Origin of the sequence: Clostridium sp. UBA5988, from assembly GCF_002435615.1 — a bacterium.
In the GTDB taxonomy this organism is placed as follows: Bacteria; Bacillota; Clostridia; order Clostridiales; family Clostridiaceae; genus Clostridium_J; species Clostridium_J sulfidigenes.
Genome location: NZ_DJBA01000073.1, coordinates 13,017 through 28,210 on the forward strand (window position 1 = coordinate 13,017; position 15,194 = coordinate 28,210).

The window sequence follows — 15,194 nt, forward strand, 5'->3', positions numbered from 1 at the left end:
ATTTGTACGAACAAGTGTTTAAAAGAAACTAAATTGTCAATAATTAAAAAAGCATAGTACTAATTCAATATGTTAGTTGTGAGTATTAAGATAAAGGTATAGAAAGTAAGTTAATAGAAAATATATTAAGTAATTATACGGGGTTCAATAGTAGTGTTTTTATAATAAAGTAAAGTAACATATATATGATATAATTATGTATAAGTGTAATTATAAAGAAAAGAATTATAGGGTGAGAGTGAGTATGAAAATTGATAGAATCATTACAAGACAGATAGAAGAAGCTAAATATTTAGCCACAGAAAATACTTGGAGATATAGAACTATTATAAGAACTATATATAAAAAATATGAGCAGATGAAGTATTCCATATACAAGGAAGATATTTTTGAAGCTCTAAAATCTTATGAAGATTTTCAGAATTATACCATAGAACAATTAAAAAGTGATTTAGATCAATTGGTGAATTGGAGAAACTTAAATGCAACTGCAGATACTACTAAGGTAAATACTATTGAGGAATTTAAAAACAGAGAGTTTAGATATGATTTATCTCCTGTAACTGTAGAAATTGAAAGAATGATTATAGCCTTAGAACATATGTCTATAGAAAATACATCTTCTTTGGAAAGTTCACTAGTTGAAAAGTTTAGGGGGCTTATAGAAAAATTACCTATAATTATAAGGGAAGAAGAAAAGGGTGTTTATGAATGGTTTAAAGAGTTAAATCTAAGCTTTCAACAGTTAAATAGAAATTATCAAGACTATATTTCTAAATTTTATTCCTCAAAGAATGACGAGCTTATGAAGACTACAGAATTTTTAGTCTATAAAGAGGGATTTATAAAGTATCTAAGGGAGTTTATAAGAACTTTGCAACTAAATAGTACACCTATTAGAGATGTATTTGCGGAAGTAGATGAAATTTTAATTAATAATTTAATAAATAAACTTTTTACCTATGAAAAGAAAATTCAAAGTGTGGGATTGCAATTAAATGAAGAAGAATATAAAGAGTTAAACAAAGGTAGAATTACATCCATGATGGAATGGTTTGTAACCTTTAAGGGAAGAGAACCTTTAGTAGATCAACTTATAAATAATACAAATGAAATCATAAGAAGAATAACTAGATATGCAGCAGCAATAGCAGATAAAAAGGCTAATAATGCAAATAGAAAAGAGGAATATAAAAAAATAGCTAGATTTTTTAAAGAGTCTAATAATATTCATGAAGCAAATGAAATTTCTTCTTTGGTTTTAGGTACTTTTAATGTGATGAAGGTGATAGGTAATGAAAATAGAGATACTGAGAGTATAAATAGTTCAATATATGATGAAGCCCCAAGGGAGTTTGTTATAAGACCTAAAATAAGAACATATAGAGAAAAAATAGTTAAAAATCCTATAAAAAATAAGGAAGAAAAGAAGAAGGAAAAATTAGCTAAGGTTTTAGAGCGAAGATTAGGGGAACAGAAGGTAATATATAACTATATAAAGGATAAATCCATTGATTTTGGCACATTACCTATAATTCCGTCAAAGGATAGAGCTTTGCTACTTAGACTTCTTACTAAGGGTATAAGCAAAAAAAGGCAATGGCATAGAGGAGACATGGGTCTAGATTATAGGGTGGAGCTTCAAGGGGTAGACAATGTTATTGTAAAATGTGATGATGGAGAATTTTCAATGCCTCATTATAAGATAATATTTAAGGAGGATAAGTAGATGGAGGAATTAAAGGCTCTTTTAAAAAGCTACATCATATTAAAGGAAGATAAAACAGAGCTTTATTATTCAATTAAGGATAATTATAAATATTTCAAGCCATTTATTACAGAAAAACTTGGATATAATCTTATCTTAAGAAGTGATTTTATTAAGTTAGAAAAGTTACCAGGTAAGCCAGAAAGATGGATGGGAATTGAGAACTTTGATAATAAAATTGAATATGTAATGGTCATGCTTTTTTTAATTTTTTTAGAAGATAAGGGAAAGGAGGAGCAATTTCTATTATCCCATATTACCGAAGCACTTTCTTCCAATGATATCGATGAAAAATTTGATTGGACTGACTACTCCACTAGAAAAAGCCTTATTAAAGTTTTAAGATTTGCCATAAAAAATAAGCTTATTGCTGTAACAGATGGTGATGAAGATAATTTTGCACTAGATAATTCCAAAGAAGTACTTTTTGAAAGTACAGGAGTTTCAAGATATGTAATTAGAAATTTTGATGAAGATGTCCTGGAATTTAAGAATAGCAAGGAATTCATCCTAGAAAAATCTCAAAATCATGAAACTGATAGAGGAATTTTAAGAAAGAATAGAGTCTATAGAAGGTTATTATTATCACCTATAGTTTATAGAGAAGATTCTCCGGAAGATTATGAATATATAAGAAATTATAGAAATTATATTGAAGAGGATTTTAATAAGTATTTAGGGTGGAACCTTCATGTACATAAAAATGGAGCATTGTTAATTCCCCAAGAGAAGGATAATGGTTTTTATATGTTCCCTAATGGAAAAGGTATTAGTGATGTTATGCTACATGTTTTAGGTGAAATAAGAAGCCAAGTTGAAGAGGGAGTTATATCACTTAACGAAGAAGATACTGCAGTGATGAATAAGATTGACTTTGAACAGCTTATTTTACAGGTAAGACTAAGCAAGAGTCATGGATGGAGTAAGGAATTTAGAGAGATGACTCAAGGCAAATATTTAAGTGAAGTTATAGAAGAGCTAGAAAGATTTTCTTTTATAAGAGAAGAAAAAGAAACTATAAAAATTTTACCCTTATGCGGTAAAGTTATGGGGGATTATCCTAAAGACTATGTTTGGGAGGAAAAGAATGAAGGATAGATATTTTATTAATAAACTAGGATTATTAAACTTTTGGTATTATGATATGGAGGAGTTTGAATTATCTTCAGGAAAGCTTTTGTTAAGAGGAAGTAATGGAAGTGGAAAATCTGTTACCATGCAAAGTTTTATACCCTTATTATTAGATGGTAACAAGGCTCCTGATAGATTAGACCCCTTTGGAACTAAGGCTAGAACCATTGGGAATTATCTTTTAAATGAAGAGGATACTGAAAAAACTGCTTATTTATATATGGAATTTAAAAAAGGAAATAATGAAAATTACATAACTATAGGTATAGGATTAAAAGCAATTAAAAATAAGCCTCTGCAAAGTTGGTACTTTATACTAAGTGATGGTAGAAGGATCAATAAAGAACTATTTCTATATAAGGATGCTGGAGAACTTATTCCCCTTACTAAGAAGCAGTTGCAAAATGAATTAGGAGAAGGAAATTTCTATACAGAGAGCCAAAAAAGTTATATGGAAGCTGTTAATAGATATCTCTTTGGCTTTGATGATTTAGAAGCTTATGAGGAGTTATTAAACCTTTTAATAAGCATAAGAAGTCCAAAGTTATCTAAGGATTTTAAACCTACAGAAATATATAAGATACTTACAGATTCCTTAAAGGTTTTAAGTGATGAAGATTTAAGACCAATTTCAGATTCTATGGAAAATATGGATAGCTTAAAGGATTCTTTAGATGAAAGTAAAAGTGCATTAAAGGCAGCTAATAATATAAAGTATCACTATGATAGATATAATAGCCAGGTTCTTGTTGAAAAAGGAAGGGTGACTTTAGAATCCTATAAAAATTTAAAGGAAGCTGAAAAAAGTAAAGAAGAAAAAAGCAAAGAATATGAGGATTGTTTAAGTTATAAAAAAACACTTAGTGAAGAGTTAGATGAGAAGGAATCTACATTAAAAATTGCTGAAGAAAAATATGAAAGACTTATAGATAGGGAAGAACTTAAAAGTAAAAGAGAGTTAGAAAGTCTTAAGGTTAGGTTAGAAGAAAATTTAAGAGGCAAATTACAGAAGGAAGAAGCCCTTGAGAATAAAAAGAAATTAGAAGTAGATTTAAACAGAGAAATAAAGGTTCAAAGGGATGCAACAGATATATTATTAATAGATATAAAGAAAAGTATAGATGAGGCTGAGGACTTAGGAAAAGAAATTTATTTTCAACAAGGGTTAGGACTTATTAATGAAGATATTTGTAGTTTAAAAGAAGAGGATATTACTTATAGAGAAGTTGCCATAAAATTATATGAAAAGAAACTAAAAGAAGCTGAGAAAGCTTTAAATGACTTTGAAGAACAAAAGAAAAAACTAATTGAAGTAACTAGGGAATTAGATAGTACTGAAAAGGATTATGAAGCAGAAAAGAAGAATATGACAAGGGTTGAGGGGATATTTCTTGAAGAAAAGGAAGACTATAAAGTTAAAATAAATAAGGTAATGAAAGAAAGTACTTTATTTTCCTTAGAAGAGAAAGAAAAATTAGATATATTTAAAGCTGTAGATATAATAGATGATTTTTTTCATATTCAAAATTGCAAGAATTTGTTGCAAGACTTTGTAAATGGTAAAATTAATGAGATAAAAAGTAATATACAGTTAGAAAATAGATTCATAGAAGTATATCTTGAAGATATTGAAAAAATTAAAGAATATATTAATGAACTAAAAAATAATAAGGAAATTGAACCTGAAAGAAGTGGAGAAGTAAAGAAAAACAGAGAAAGACTAAAAGAAAGTGGTATAAACTTTATTCCACTGTATAGGGCTTTAGATTTTAGTAAAGACATTGAAGAAAAAGTAAAGGGAAATATTGAATCAGCTCTTATAGATATGGGACTTTTAGATGCTTTAGTTATAGATCCAAAGGATAAGGAGGTAGCCCTTAAGTTTGAAGAGGGAATGGCAGATAAATATATTTTTTCAGATCCAAATTTAATGAGCTATAATCTAAGTAATCTTTTAACTATAGATAAGGAGTTAAAGGGAAATAAATTACATGAAGAAGTCTATAATGTTTTACAAAGTGTGTTTTTAGATGAAAGTGGTTCTACTTATTTAGATGAAAAGGGATTTTATAAGTTAGGAATACTAGGTGGTAAAACTACAAGTGGATATGTACAAAAATATATAGGGGAAGCTTCTAGAAGAAGACATAGGGAAGAACTTATAAAAGATAATGAAGAAGAAATAAAAAACATAGAGAATAATATAGATAAGCATAAAAGAAGTATAGAATTATTAACTAATGATATTTCTATAATTCAAAGAGAATATGAAAGATTACCAAGTACTGAAAATATCCATGAAGCTCTAAAGCTAATAAAAGAATTAGAGGTAAAGCTTAAAAATATGGATGATAGAATTATTGTTTTAAGGAATAAGGAGTTTGAAGAAAAAGAAAAGTTGAATTCTATAAAGGCTTTAGTAATGGAAAGCTTAGATGGTCTTGGGGATATTAATAATCTGAAGGTGGTTAGGGAAGTATTAGAATACATTCAGGATTATAAGGAGGAGATGAATAGCATAAAGGTGAATTTAGGTAAGCTTACAGGGACACTAAATTTACTTGAAGCGCGGGAAGAAGCTCTAAGGAATATTTTGAAGGATGTTGATGATCTGTACTATGATATAAGCCTAATTACTAGGAAATTAAAAGAGGATGAGATAAGAAGAGATGCTATTATAGAATCCTTACAGAAAGTAGATATGAAGGAAATAGAAGAAGAAATAGATTCCTGCTTAAGGGTTAAAAGAGAAAACCCTGAGAGGATAAAACAGCTAAGTTCAAAACTAGGCAAACAAGAAGAACGAATGGCTTTATTACAGGGGCAAATTAAGGAACTTGAAGCTATAATTGAGGAAAGAATAAAATCCTATAATGAACTTATAAATATATTTAAAGAAGAGTATAATCTTGGATATGTAACTCAAAATCAAGATGGAGATTTGCTTAAAATATGTAAGACTATAGTATCTGAACTTCCAAGTAGTGAAGATAAGAATAGGGAATTTTATTCTAATAATCTCATTGAGTCTATGAATAAAAATTCAGGAGAATTAAGAGAATATAATCTTAAATTTATTAATTTATTTTCTAATGAAAGTGAAGATAAAACTAAGTGGTTAAGGGAAAGAAGAGATTTAAGATGCAAAGTTGAAGGAAAGGAAGTTTCATTTATAGTACTTCTAGAGGAAATTAAAAAATCTATTGAGGAATTAGACCTTTTAATTAGTGAAGAGGAAAAAAAGATATTTGAGGAAATTCTCATGAATACTATAAGTCAGAAGATTAAAGCAAAGATTAATCAATCTGAAAAGTGGGTAGAGAAAATTAATGCGTTAATGAATAGTATGGATACATCTTCTTCATTAAAATTAAATTTATCTTGGAACCCTAAAAAGTCTGATGAAGAAGGTCAATTAGATACTTTAAAGATAATAGAAATTTTAAAACGTGGTGATAGAAATACTGAGAGTGATTTTAGTAAATTAGAGAAACATTTTTCTCAGAAGATAAGAACTGAGCTTAGGAAGTATGAGGGTACAGGTGAGGTTAGAAATTATCATTCTATCATTAAAGAAGTTCTAGATTATAGGCAATGGTATGAATTTAAACTTCATTTTGTAAAAAACAATGAGAGACGAAAAGAACTTACCAATAATGCCTTCTTCCAATTTTCTGGAGGAGAAAAGGCAATGTCTATGTATATTCCACTTTTCTCTGCTATTTATGCTCGTTATGAAAAGGGTAGAGGGGATTGTCCTAGGATAATTTCTATGGATGAAGCTTTTGCTGGAGTAGATGAAAATAATATTAGAGATATGTTTAGATTACTTAAGCAGTTAGACCTACAGTATATATTAAATTCTCAAATTTTGTGGGGAGATTATGATACTGTAGATGATTTATCTATTTGTGAACTTATAAGGGAAGAAAATGATGATGTGGTGACAGTACTTAGATATCATTGGAATGGAAAAGAAAAGGTTCTGTTACTCTAGGAGGAATTATGGAAAAAGATGAAATAGTAAGAGAGGCTGTTAAATATTTAAAGGAAAGAAAAGAGTATGATAAAGTTCTTAAAGCCTTGAAGGATAAGTATAAAAATACTGGAAAGTTAACTGGAAAAGTAATGCTCACTAATCTTTCCTATGAAGAAAGAGTGCTCCTAGGAGATATTGATTATACATTGTATGAAGAAAAGGGCGGGAGTCTAAATGTAAAGAAGTTTGTGGATTTTTTCTCCCAGGGGAAATTTCATGAAGTAAACTTTTTAGAGGTTTTAAAATGTTATTTTGGTGGAGATATAAAAACTAAAAAAGAAAAGAAAGAGGAAGAAGATTTCCTAAAAGAAGATTTCTTTCAAGAATTATTAGAATTATTTAAATGTGAAGGAATTAAATTGTGGTTAGAAGGTGCCCTGCAGTATAAAAATTATGGTTATAATTCAATAGTTAGGTGTTACAAGGCTAATTCTAAGGAGCTAAAAGATATAATGTTAAATATAGATAAGGGTTTAAGCTTTCTTATGCCACCTACAGGAGAGTATATACCCTTAGCTAAATTTTCTTCCCTTATAACTAGAGATTCTCATTACTTTGATATGGATAATATACCAGGAAAGTTATTTTTAGCTGCTCTTGGATATCTGCATGGAATGAAGGCTTCAACAGTTTATGGAATCAATGAACTTTTAGCTAAAGTGGGAATAATAAGAGATGAAATATCCAATTTTACTATTACATATGGATTGCAAATCTTTGATGACAATGAGGAACTAGAGGGGTATAAATGGTTTAGAAGAGAAAGGCAACCATTAATTTTAAATACTTATAATCTTAATTCAATAAAGGAGCTTAAAGCCGTTAAAAGTAAAGTTTTCGTTTTTGAAAATCCAACAGTATTTTATGAGTTAATGAAGATGACAGAAGACATCTCAGTTACTTTACTTTGTACAAGTGGACAGCCCAATTATAGTTCTCTAATTATTTTAGATAAACTCTATAAAAGCGATACAGAAATATACTATAGCGGAGATTTTGATCCTGAAGGATTACAAATAGCTGATAATCTAAAATATAGATACGATGGAGGTTTAAACTTTTTTGGAATGAATGTAGATAATTATCTAAGGATAATCGGAAATATTTCATTTCATGAGAGATTAGGAAAATTAAATACTATTACATCAAAGGAGTTAAAACCCTTAGTTGATGAGATGCTCATCCATGGGAAGGCAGGTTACCAAGAGCTCCTTATTAATTATTATTACGAAAATATATTAAAGCAGTTAAGGTAATTAAGTGAATAGTAGTTATAGTTGCTATAAATACTTATAAATCCTTATAAATAAATAGAGTTCTTAACTTCTATGAGCTAAGAACTCTATTTATCTAAGGAGTAGTTGAGTCTTTAAATCTCTACGGCGAGTTCATAGTCATCTTGATTTTCTCGTTCTTCAATAAGCTTTAAAATATAATCCATAGTATATATTTTAAGAGATAGATCACTGTTGTCTTCTAGTTTACCAATGTATTCTAGGGCATTAGGGGACACACTGCCTGTAGTAAGAATAATACCTTTTTTTATATTGTTTGCCACCATAGCACCAACTATTTTTTGGCATATAACTCTTCCTATAAAAAACTCATCAGAAGCATTATCTTCATCATTAGAGGCTAGAGTTGGGTTAGAATCATATCTTTTACATTCAACATAGATTTTTTCATCGTCATAATTTGTAAGAATTAAATCAACTCCACCATCATTACTAGGAGGTGTAAGCTTTATATCCTTATATTCAGGGTTATTATGAAAAAGCCATTGGCAGAAGCCTTCAAATTGAAGTCCTGTTAATCTATTAATATTTTCTTTTTTAATCCTCATAGTAAATTTTAGTTGTTTATCTTTAAAGCCTCTTATTTTCTCAATAAATTGAGTAAAGCTCTTTATAAGTATTATGAGTACTATAAGTAGTACTAAAATTTCATATTTGTTCATAAGAATCACCTCGTATAATAATTATTGTCATTATAGAAAAAAATTAATCAATATATTTGGGATTTTTGCTTTACCATGTGATATTAATGAACACAATAAACAGATATTTTTATATGAAATCCATAACAGATTTAGAAAAGTATCTTTAATTATGAAGGTTTTTAATATAAAATAGTAATAAATACTTCAAGGAGGTTACGTATGAAGAGAGAAGATTATATTTCTTGGAATGATTATTTTATGAGTATTTCTTTGTTATCAGGAATGAGAAGTAAGGATCCATCAACACAGGTTGGAGCTTGTATAGTTGATTGCAACAATAGGATAGTTTCTATTGGATATAATGGATTTATTAATGGATGTAGTGATGAAGATTTTCCTTGGAGTAGAGATGGAGAATTTTTAGAAACTAAGTATCCTTATGTAGTGCATGCTGAGCAAAATGCTATTTTAAATGCTAGAGGTAAGTCTTTAGAAGGCTGTAGACTATATGTAAATTTGTTCCCTTGCCATGAATGTGCTAGAAATATCATTCAATCAGGCATAAAGGAAGTTTATTATCTTAGTGATAAGTATGCTGAAACAGATTCTATAAAAGCCTCTAAATATATGTTTGAAAAGGCTAATGTGAAATTAACTCAATTAACTCCAAGTGTAGACAAGATAGAGATAAAATTAAAATAGACCTATTAAATTAGAGCTAAAAGGATTGTCTCATATTTTTATAGTGAGATAATCTTTTTTTATATTACAAAGATAGACAATGTAATTAATAAGTGTTATGGATGATTTATATAATTGTAGCAAACATGTTATAATAGATACATGTAAATGCGTATTTTAAAGATAGAATACCTACATAATTTAATATAAAAATTAGTTTGGAGGTAGAGTTATGATTAAAGCAATTGAAGAGCGTAGAAGCATAAGAAGATATATGGATAAACAAGTGGAAGATGAGAAGTTATTACAAATTCTTCATAGTGCAAGACTAGCACCATCAGGTAGCAATACACAACCATGGCAAATTATTGTGGTTAAGGAGCAGAGAAATAGAGAAAAAATTGCAGCTGCTGCGTATAATCAAAAGTGGATGGTTAGTGCACCTGTCCACCTTGTGTGTGTTGCAGATATAAAATCAAGGTTACCTAAGTGTGATGGCCTTTATATTGATGAATATAGTAAGGAATTCGAAGTTAAGCAAATTATTAGAGATACATCTATTGCCATTGAACATATGGCACTTGAAGCAACAGATTTAGGATTGGGAACTTGTTGGATTGCTTGGTTTGAGCAGAAGGACTTTAGACCAGTTTTAAATATTCCTGATGATAAGTATGTGGTTGCAGTATTAACTTTAGGTTATCCAGATGAATCACCAAGTCCTCGTCCAAGAAAGAATTTAGAAGAAATAGTTCATTATGAGCAGTGGTAATAGATAATGAAAGTATATAATAAATTAGTAAGAGATAAGATTCCACAGGTGATAGCTGAGGATGGAAATCAGTGTGATATAGAAATTGCGTCTAAAGAAGACATGATTTCTTTATTAGAAGATAAGCTAAAAGAAGAGGTAAATGAATATCTAAAGGATAAAAATTTAGAGGAGCTAGCGGATATTATGGAAGTGCTGTTTGGGCTAGCTCATAATTTAGGATATTCTGAAGAGGAATTAGTGGAGAAAAGAAATTGCAAGTTGAATCAGCGTGGGGGATTTAAGGAAGGAATTGTTCTTAAATCTGTTAAGTAAAAATATTAGCTATATTTTAGTCAATATGATTAAAATTATAGAGCGTAATGTTATAAAAAGTTTTTATTTGGTTTATAGTAATGAGGCAAAAGATAAGGAGATACTGATGATAAGAGAATTATTTGAAGATATATATCAAATAGAGGTAGAACTTCCGGATAATCCTTTAAGGGCACTAAATGCCTATTTAATTAAGGGAAATGAAAGAAATCTACTTGTGGATACAGGCTTTCGCAAGATTAAATCTTTAGAAAGCTTAAGACAAAGTTTAAAAGAATTGAATGTAAATATGGACAATACGGATATATTTTTAACTCATCTTCATGATGACCATACAGGTCTTGTACCATTTCTTTTAAATTCTAATAATAAGGCTTATATTCATCCAAGAGAAAGTGAAGAGATATATAATTTAAGAAAAGTAACTTATATGGAAGAAGTTAATATATTTAATGAAGCAATGGGATTTCCTAAGGGCAAGGCGGTATCAGCACTAAAGGCTCTAAGAGATCAAGAAGGGTTTGAAGAAAGTTTCAATGAGCCAACTTATACAGATATTAAGGATGGGGAAATGTTAAAGGTAGGAAAGTATGAGTTTAAATGTATTTTGACTCCAGGGCACACCCCAGCTCATTGCTGCTTATACGAAGAAAACCATAGGATTTTAATTGGTGGAGATTTAATATTAGCAAAGATAACTCCAAATATAGCCTATAACCTTGAGCAATGGATGGAAAACCCTTTACAGGAATACTTTGATAGCTTAGATAGAGTTGCATCTCTACCTATAGACGTAACACTTTCTTCTCATAGAGCTATTATAAGGAATACTAAAAGGAGAATAAGAGAACTCAAGGACCATTATGATCTTAGGTTAGAGGAAATCATGGATATTTTGGCTAATGGAGAAAAACTTTCCCCTTATGAAATTGCAGGAAGAATGCACTGGAGTATAACAATTAAAAACTGGGAAGACTTCCCAGTAACTCAAAGATTCTTTGCGTTAGGGGAGTGTATGTCCCACTTAGTCTATCTTGAAAAGCTTGAAATGATAAATAAGTTATATAAAGACGGAAAGATTTATTATGTTATATCCAATAAAGGATTAGTGTGGGCAATAGTTAAATACATTAAAGAAAGTTAAGAGAGTGAGTTTTAAAATAAATATAAAGGATGTTTAGAAATAAGGTTATTTCAAAACATCCTTTTAAGTTCTAAAATTATTGAGCTACTGTTGATGAACAGATTTTACAGATGTTTATAGTTTTTCCGTCTTCACATTTCTTAGTCCATACCAATTTTACTCTTTTTCTACCGCATAGAGGGCATGTACCTCTCCAACCTACTATTTTCTTAATAACCTTACCTCTTCTTTGCTTACCCATTTTCTCATCGCTCCTTTCTTTAAAAATATATTTTTAGAAAGGTGGAGTTATGACTAAAAGTTAAGATAAGCTTAAATAAAAAAAAGTAGTACCACAATTAAATTAGTACTACTCTTATATATTTTTAGGGTATGTTAATTATATATACATTTGGGTTATAAGATAAATGCTGGAAATGGAAACGAAAACATAACCAGCATTCATCTCATAAGAGTTTAAAATTAAATGAAAATGTAAAACGTAAAATTTTAATGTAAGTAATATTATAGTTTTATTTTAACATAAAACACTATAAATAAATTAATTAAATCAACTATTTACAATAAATTTCAAAAGTTGTTAAGTAATTGTGAAAAATATTAATATATTATGTACATAAAGTAAATAAATAGATAAGTAGTATAGCGTATATTATTTTACAATACGGTTTATTATTTTACAAATGTTGTATATAATAAAGATATGAATATTAGAAAAGTTGGTGATCACATTGTCAAACCAATTAATTAAAGAAGAAATCTTAAATAAGCTAAAATCAGAAGAATTTACTGGTTTTATAAAGAGATTTGACATTATAAATATAGCTGTATTTGGAAGTATTTTAACTGAAGAGTTTAATGAAGAATCAGATGTAGATATTGCAGTATTAGGAAGAGGTAGTTTCTCTTTAGATGATATTTTAGAAGTAGAGTTATTTTTAGAAAGGTTTTTAGAAAGAGAAATTGATGTTGTAGATTTAAAGAGTAAAACTTTAGATATATTTGTTAAGATAAGTATTCTAAATTCTTGCGAAATTATATATTCAACTGATAATAAGGTCTTTGAAGAGTTTTGCGATGACGTGGAGTGGATATATAGAGAAAATGAAAATTTTATTCATTTTAGAAAGGTTGATGTTTTATATGAATGAAGAAAGACTTATGAGGATAATTGAGGATTTAAAGGAATGTAGTAGTGATATAGAAGAATGTATAGAAATTATTAAAACTAGCAATGATAGATTACTCTTAAAGTTAGCAAAATCAAGTTTAAGGCAGTTATTTGTTAGTTTTCATACCATCCTTGAGGATTTATGCTCCATTATACTAAAGGAAATAAAAAGATTTAAGATAGGTATAAGCTTAAGTGATAGCTTAAAAATATTTAAAGAAGAAGGAATTTTAGATCAGGATACTTATGAATTCTTAGAAAAATCTAAGTTAATTAGAAATAGAATTGCCCATAGATACAAAGAACCAACTCATGAAGAACTTTTCAATCATATTGTGAAATATAAAAGTAAATTCAAAAAAATTATTAGAATAGCAGCTAGTTATTTATAAATTATAACAAGAAGAAAAGAGAGTTAGAAATTATGCTGCTCCTATTGATGCCAAGAGGTTAAATAAAGATACTCCATGCACCACCTTAGGTTATTGTGTAGATTGTAAAAGTCCCAACAGAAAATGTAATGATTTCACAATTATAAGAGGTCAGTTTATTAAAAATAGAATAAAAGTAATTATTGTGGGAGAACAACTAGGTTATTGATAATCTGTATAGTGTTTAAAACTATAATTATAGTACAAAAAAAATAGCTTAATAAAATAGGCTATTTTTTATATGTGTAGAAGTCACTTATAGTACTTAGATACTATCTTTAGATAGGTACAGTTTTTATTGACAAAAATACTACCATGCAATACAATATAGAAAAGGACTATTATGCATTACAATATACCTTGTAATGAATGGTACTGAAAATAAGTTTTGGAGGGGAAGTTTATGAAAACAAAACAGTATATAAAAGAGGTTAATAAGTTTATTAGTAAACTAAGTAAAGAAAATGAAGAGAAGTTTGAAAATATATTATTTAAAATACGTTTTTCAAATATTAATGATCATGATGCTGAAGAGTTCATACACCATTGTTTAGATTTATTTTTACAAGCTGAGGAAAGAGGAATTGATGTAGAAGAAATACTAGGAAATAGTGATATAAATTCCTTTTGTGATGAGTTTATATCAGAAACAATAGAGGAGTATTCAATACTAGAAAAGGTGTACTGGAAGATTTCTAAACTACCAATAATATTGATTATTTTTACTGGTGTATTTGAGATGTTTGTTGGACAACTAATTGATAGCTGGGTAAATAAAACAACACTATTTACAGTTTCAGTTACAGTTTCAATGTTAGTTAATACTATAATTGCAATTATCTTAACTAATTATTTATTATCTAAAATACAATATATGTATAATATTTTTAATGGAGAGGATAAAAAGAAAGATAGAAAGATAACATTTTTATTATGGATAGGCTTTTGCATTATAACAGCTATATTTGTATTAACTAAACTGTTTTTAACAAAGGTACTTTTTGAAGTTAACTATTTAATATTCATGGGCATACTTATAACTATTTATTTGATACAGTATTTCTTTGAAAATAAAAACCAATAGAAGGAGGGAACCATGAATAATAAATCACAGTTATTAAAGGGAAGTTTAGAGGGCTGTGTTCTTAAAATTATAGACTTAAAAGATGAGATTTATGGATATGATATTGCTAGAATACTAAAGGATAATGGTTTTACTGATATTTCTGAAGGAACCTTATATCCACTGTATACACGCCTACAAAAGAATGGTTTTATATCGTCAAAAATGAAGGAGTCTCCCCTTGGCCCTGCTAGGAAATATTATAGTTTAACAGATAAAGGACGTGAAGAATTAAAGGATTTTGTGGATACTTGGGAATATATGAGTAAGAATATAAATGATATAATTAAAGGGAATATTCAGTAGTGTAGATACAGAATTATTAGATATAAATATATTGAAGAATATGTTACAATATGTATAAATATGTAATATATATAAATTCAAATTACATATAAGCGATGAAACTTACAAAATGTTAAATTTTAATTAGGGGGATCTGGGGATGAATAAACTTACAAAATATGAATTTAGGATAGTAACAAATAATGATGTTGAAGATATGCTTACATGGAAGTATGAAGGAATTTACTCATTTTTTGATAATGACTTCTCAGAAGGAAAAATAAATTATGTAAAAAGTTTTCCTATGGATGATAATGTGTACGCAATTTATAATGATAATAATGAATTAATAGGAAATTGCGCTTTTTACCTTAAGTGTTATACGGCGAATTATT

Annotated in this window: 14 protein-coding genes and 2 pseudogenes; 14 read left to right on the forward strand and 2 right to left on the reverse strand. The window is 28.5% G+C overall.

Annotated features, from left to right (window positions below):
* The first annotated feature begins 244 nt into the window (after positions 1–244).
* The 4 genes from B3J31_RS15375 to B3J31_RS15390 are packed head-to-tail and all read left to right on the forward strand — an operon-like array spanning position 245 to position 8,194.
* Positions 245–1,729, forward strand: a complete 1,485-nt coding sequence (locus B3J31_RS15375) for a TIGR02677 family protein (protein ID WP_346867439.1) — start codon at positions 245–247, stop codon at positions 1,727–1,729.
* Entirely contained in the window at positions 1,730–2,866 is a 1,137-nt protein-coding gene (locus B3J31_RS15380; protein WP_150843953.1) for a TIGR02678 family protein, read from the forward strand.
* Entirely contained in the window at positions 2,856–6,896 is a 4,041-nt protein-coding gene (locus B3J31_RS15385) for a TIGR02680 family protein (RefSeq protein ID WP_167402992.1), read from the forward strand. The genes B3J31_RS15380 and B3J31_RS15385 overlap by 11 nt, the downstream gene beginning before the upstream one ends.
* 8 nt (positions 6,897–6,904) lie before the next feature.
* Complete coding sequence (locus B3J31_RS15390) at positions 6,905–8,194, forward strand: TIGR02679 domain-containing protein (RefSeq protein WP_346867438.1); 1,290 nt, start codon at positions 6,905–6,907, stop codon at positions 8,192–8,194.
* Between the two features lie 113 nt (positions 8,195–8,307).
* Here the strand turns inward: B3J31_RS15390 and B3J31_RS15395 are convergent, their stop codons facing one another.
* On the reverse strand, positions 8,308–8,895 hold the full coding sequence (locus tag B3J31_RS15395) for a restriction endonuclease (RefSeq protein WP_346867437.1): 588 nt from the start codon (positions 8,893–8,895) through the stop codon (positions 8,308–8,310).
* Between the two features lie 201 nt (positions 8,896–9,096).
* Between B3J31_RS15395 and B3J31_RS15400 the strand changes: the two genes are divergently transcribed.
* The 4 genes from B3J31_RS15400 (at position 9,097) to B3J31_RS15415 (ending at position 11,789) form a co-directional block, all read left to right on the forward strand.
* Positions 9,097–9,579, forward strand: a complete 483-nt coding sequence (locus tag B3J31_RS15400; protein ID WP_035131756.1) for a deoxycytidylate deaminase — start codon at positions 9,097–9,099, stop codon at positions 9,577–9,579.
* 211 nt (positions 9,580–9,790) lie between these two features.
* The gene (locus B3J31_RS15405; protein ID WP_346867436.1) at positions 9,791–10,330 is read left to right on the forward strand and encodes a nitroreductase family protein; all 540 of its coding nucleotides are present in this window, start codon (positions 9,791–9,793) and stop codon (positions 10,328–10,330) included.
* Positions 10,331–10,336: 6 nt separating this feature from the next.
* On the forward strand, positions 10,337–10,645 hold the full coding sequence (locus B3J31_RS15410) for a nucleoside triphosphate pyrophosphohydrolase (protein ID WP_346867435.1): 309 nt from the start codon (positions 10,337–10,339) through the stop codon (positions 10,643–10,645).
* 106 nt (positions 10,646–10,751) lie between these two features.
* Positions 10,752–11,789, forward strand: coding sequence for an MBL fold metallo-hydrolase (locus B3J31_RS15415; protein ID WP_346867434.1), 1,038 nt, complete (start codon positions 10,752–10,754; stop codon positions 11,787–11,789).
* A 76-nt stretch (positions 11,790–11,865) separates the two neighbouring features.
* Here the strand turns inward: B3J31_RS15415 and B3J31_RS15420 are convergent, their stop codons facing one another.
* Positions 11,866–12,030, reverse strand: a complete 165-nt coding sequence (locus B3J31_RS15420) for a hypothetical protein (protein WP_167402990.1) — start codon at positions 12,028–12,030, stop codon at positions 11,866–11,868.
* A gap of 490 nt (positions 12,031–12,520) precedes the next feature.
* Between B3J31_RS15420 and B3J31_RS15425 the strand changes: the two genes are divergently transcribed.
* The 6 genes and pseudogenes from B3J31_RS15425 to B3J31_RS15450 form a co-directional block, all read left to right on the forward strand.
* Complete coding sequence (locus tag B3J31_RS15425; RefSeq protein WP_414632067.1) at positions 12,521–12,940, forward strand: nucleotidyltransferase family protein; 420 nt, start codon at positions 12,521–12,523, stop codon at positions 12,938–12,940.
* Positions 12,933–13,352: a HepT-like ribonuclease domain-containing protein gene (locus tag B3J31_RS15430; protein ID WP_414632066.1), complete on the forward strand. Its 420-nt coding sequence runs from the start codon at positions 12,933–12,935 to the stop codon at positions 13,350–13,352. The genes B3J31_RS15425 and B3J31_RS15430 overlap by 8 nt, the downstream gene beginning before the upstream one ends.
* Positions 13,353–13,359: 7 nt before the next feature.
* Positions 13,360–13,560, forward strand: a pseudogene (locus B3J31_RS17045) (LUD domain-containing protein); the annotation flags it as partial.
* 234 nt (positions 13,561–13,794) lie between these two features.
* Entirely contained in the window at positions 13,795–14,475 is a 681-nt protein-coding gene (locus tag B3J31_RS15440) for a DUF1048 domain-containing protein (protein ID WP_346867433.1), read from the forward strand.
* A gap of 12 nt (positions 14,476–14,487) precedes the next feature.
* The gene (locus tag B3J31_RS15445; protein WP_035131768.1) at positions 14,488–14,820 is read left to right on the forward strand and encodes a PadR family transcriptional regulator; all 333 of its coding nucleotides are present in this window, start codon (positions 14,488–14,490) and stop codon (positions 14,818–14,820) included.
* A gap of 139 nt (positions 14,821–14,959) precedes the next feature.
* Positions 14,960–15,194: pseudogene (locus B3J31_RS15450) on the forward strand (hypothetical protein); the annotation flags it as partial.

Bases quoted from the DNA above. Each gene is read 5' to 3' on its own strand.
- B3J31_RS15375 (WP_346867439.1), top strand. From the start codon at position 245: ATGAAAATTGATAGAATCATTACAAGACAGATAGAAGAAGCTAAATAT.
- B3J31_RS15380 (WP_150843953.1), top strand. From the start codon at position 1,730: ATGGAGGAATTAAAGGCTCTTTTAAAAAGCTACATCATATTAAAGGAA.
- B3J31_RS15385 (WP_167402992.1), top strand. From the start codon at position 2,856: ATGAAGGATAGATATTTTATTAATAAACTAGGATTATTAAACTTTTGG.
- B3J31_RS15390 (WP_346867438.1), top strand. From the start codon at position 6,905: ATGGAAAAAGATGAAATAGTAAGAGAGGCTGTTAAATATTTAAAGGAA.
- B3J31_RS15395 (WP_346867437.1), bottom strand. From the start codon at position 8,895: ATGAACAAATATGAAATTTTAGTACTACTTATAGTACTCATAATACTT.
- B3J31_RS15400 (WP_035131756.1), top strand. From the start codon at position 9,097: ATGAAGAGAGAAGATTATATTTCTTGGAATGATTATTTTATGAGTATT.
- B3J31_RS15405 (WP_346867436.1), top strand. From the start codon at position 9,791: ATGATTAAAGCAATTGAAGAGCGTAGAAGCATAAGAAGATATATGGAT.
- B3J31_RS15410 (WP_346867435.1), top strand. From the start codon at position 10,337: ATGAAAGTATATAATAAATTAGTAAGAGATAAGATTCCACAGGTGATA.
- B3J31_RS15415 (WP_346867434.1), top strand. From the start codon at position 10,752: ATGATAAGAGAATTATTTGAAGATATATATCAAATAGAGGTAGAACTT.
- B3J31_RS15420 (WP_167402990.1), bottom strand. From the start codon at position 12,030: ATGGGTAAGCAAAGAAGAGGTAAGGTTATTAAGAAAATAGTAGGTTGG.
- B3J31_RS15430 (WP_414632066.1), top strand. From the start codon at position 12,933: ATGAATGAAGAAAGACTTATGAGGATAATTGAGGATTTAAAGGAATGT.
- B3J31_RS15440 (WP_346867433.1), top strand. From the start codon at position 13,795: ATGAAAACAAAACAGTATATAAAAGAGGTTAATAAGTTTATTAGTAAA.
- B3J31_RS15445 (WP_035131768.1), top strand. From the start codon at position 14,488: ATGAATAATAAATCACAGTTATTAAAGGGAAGTTTAGAGGGCTGTGTT.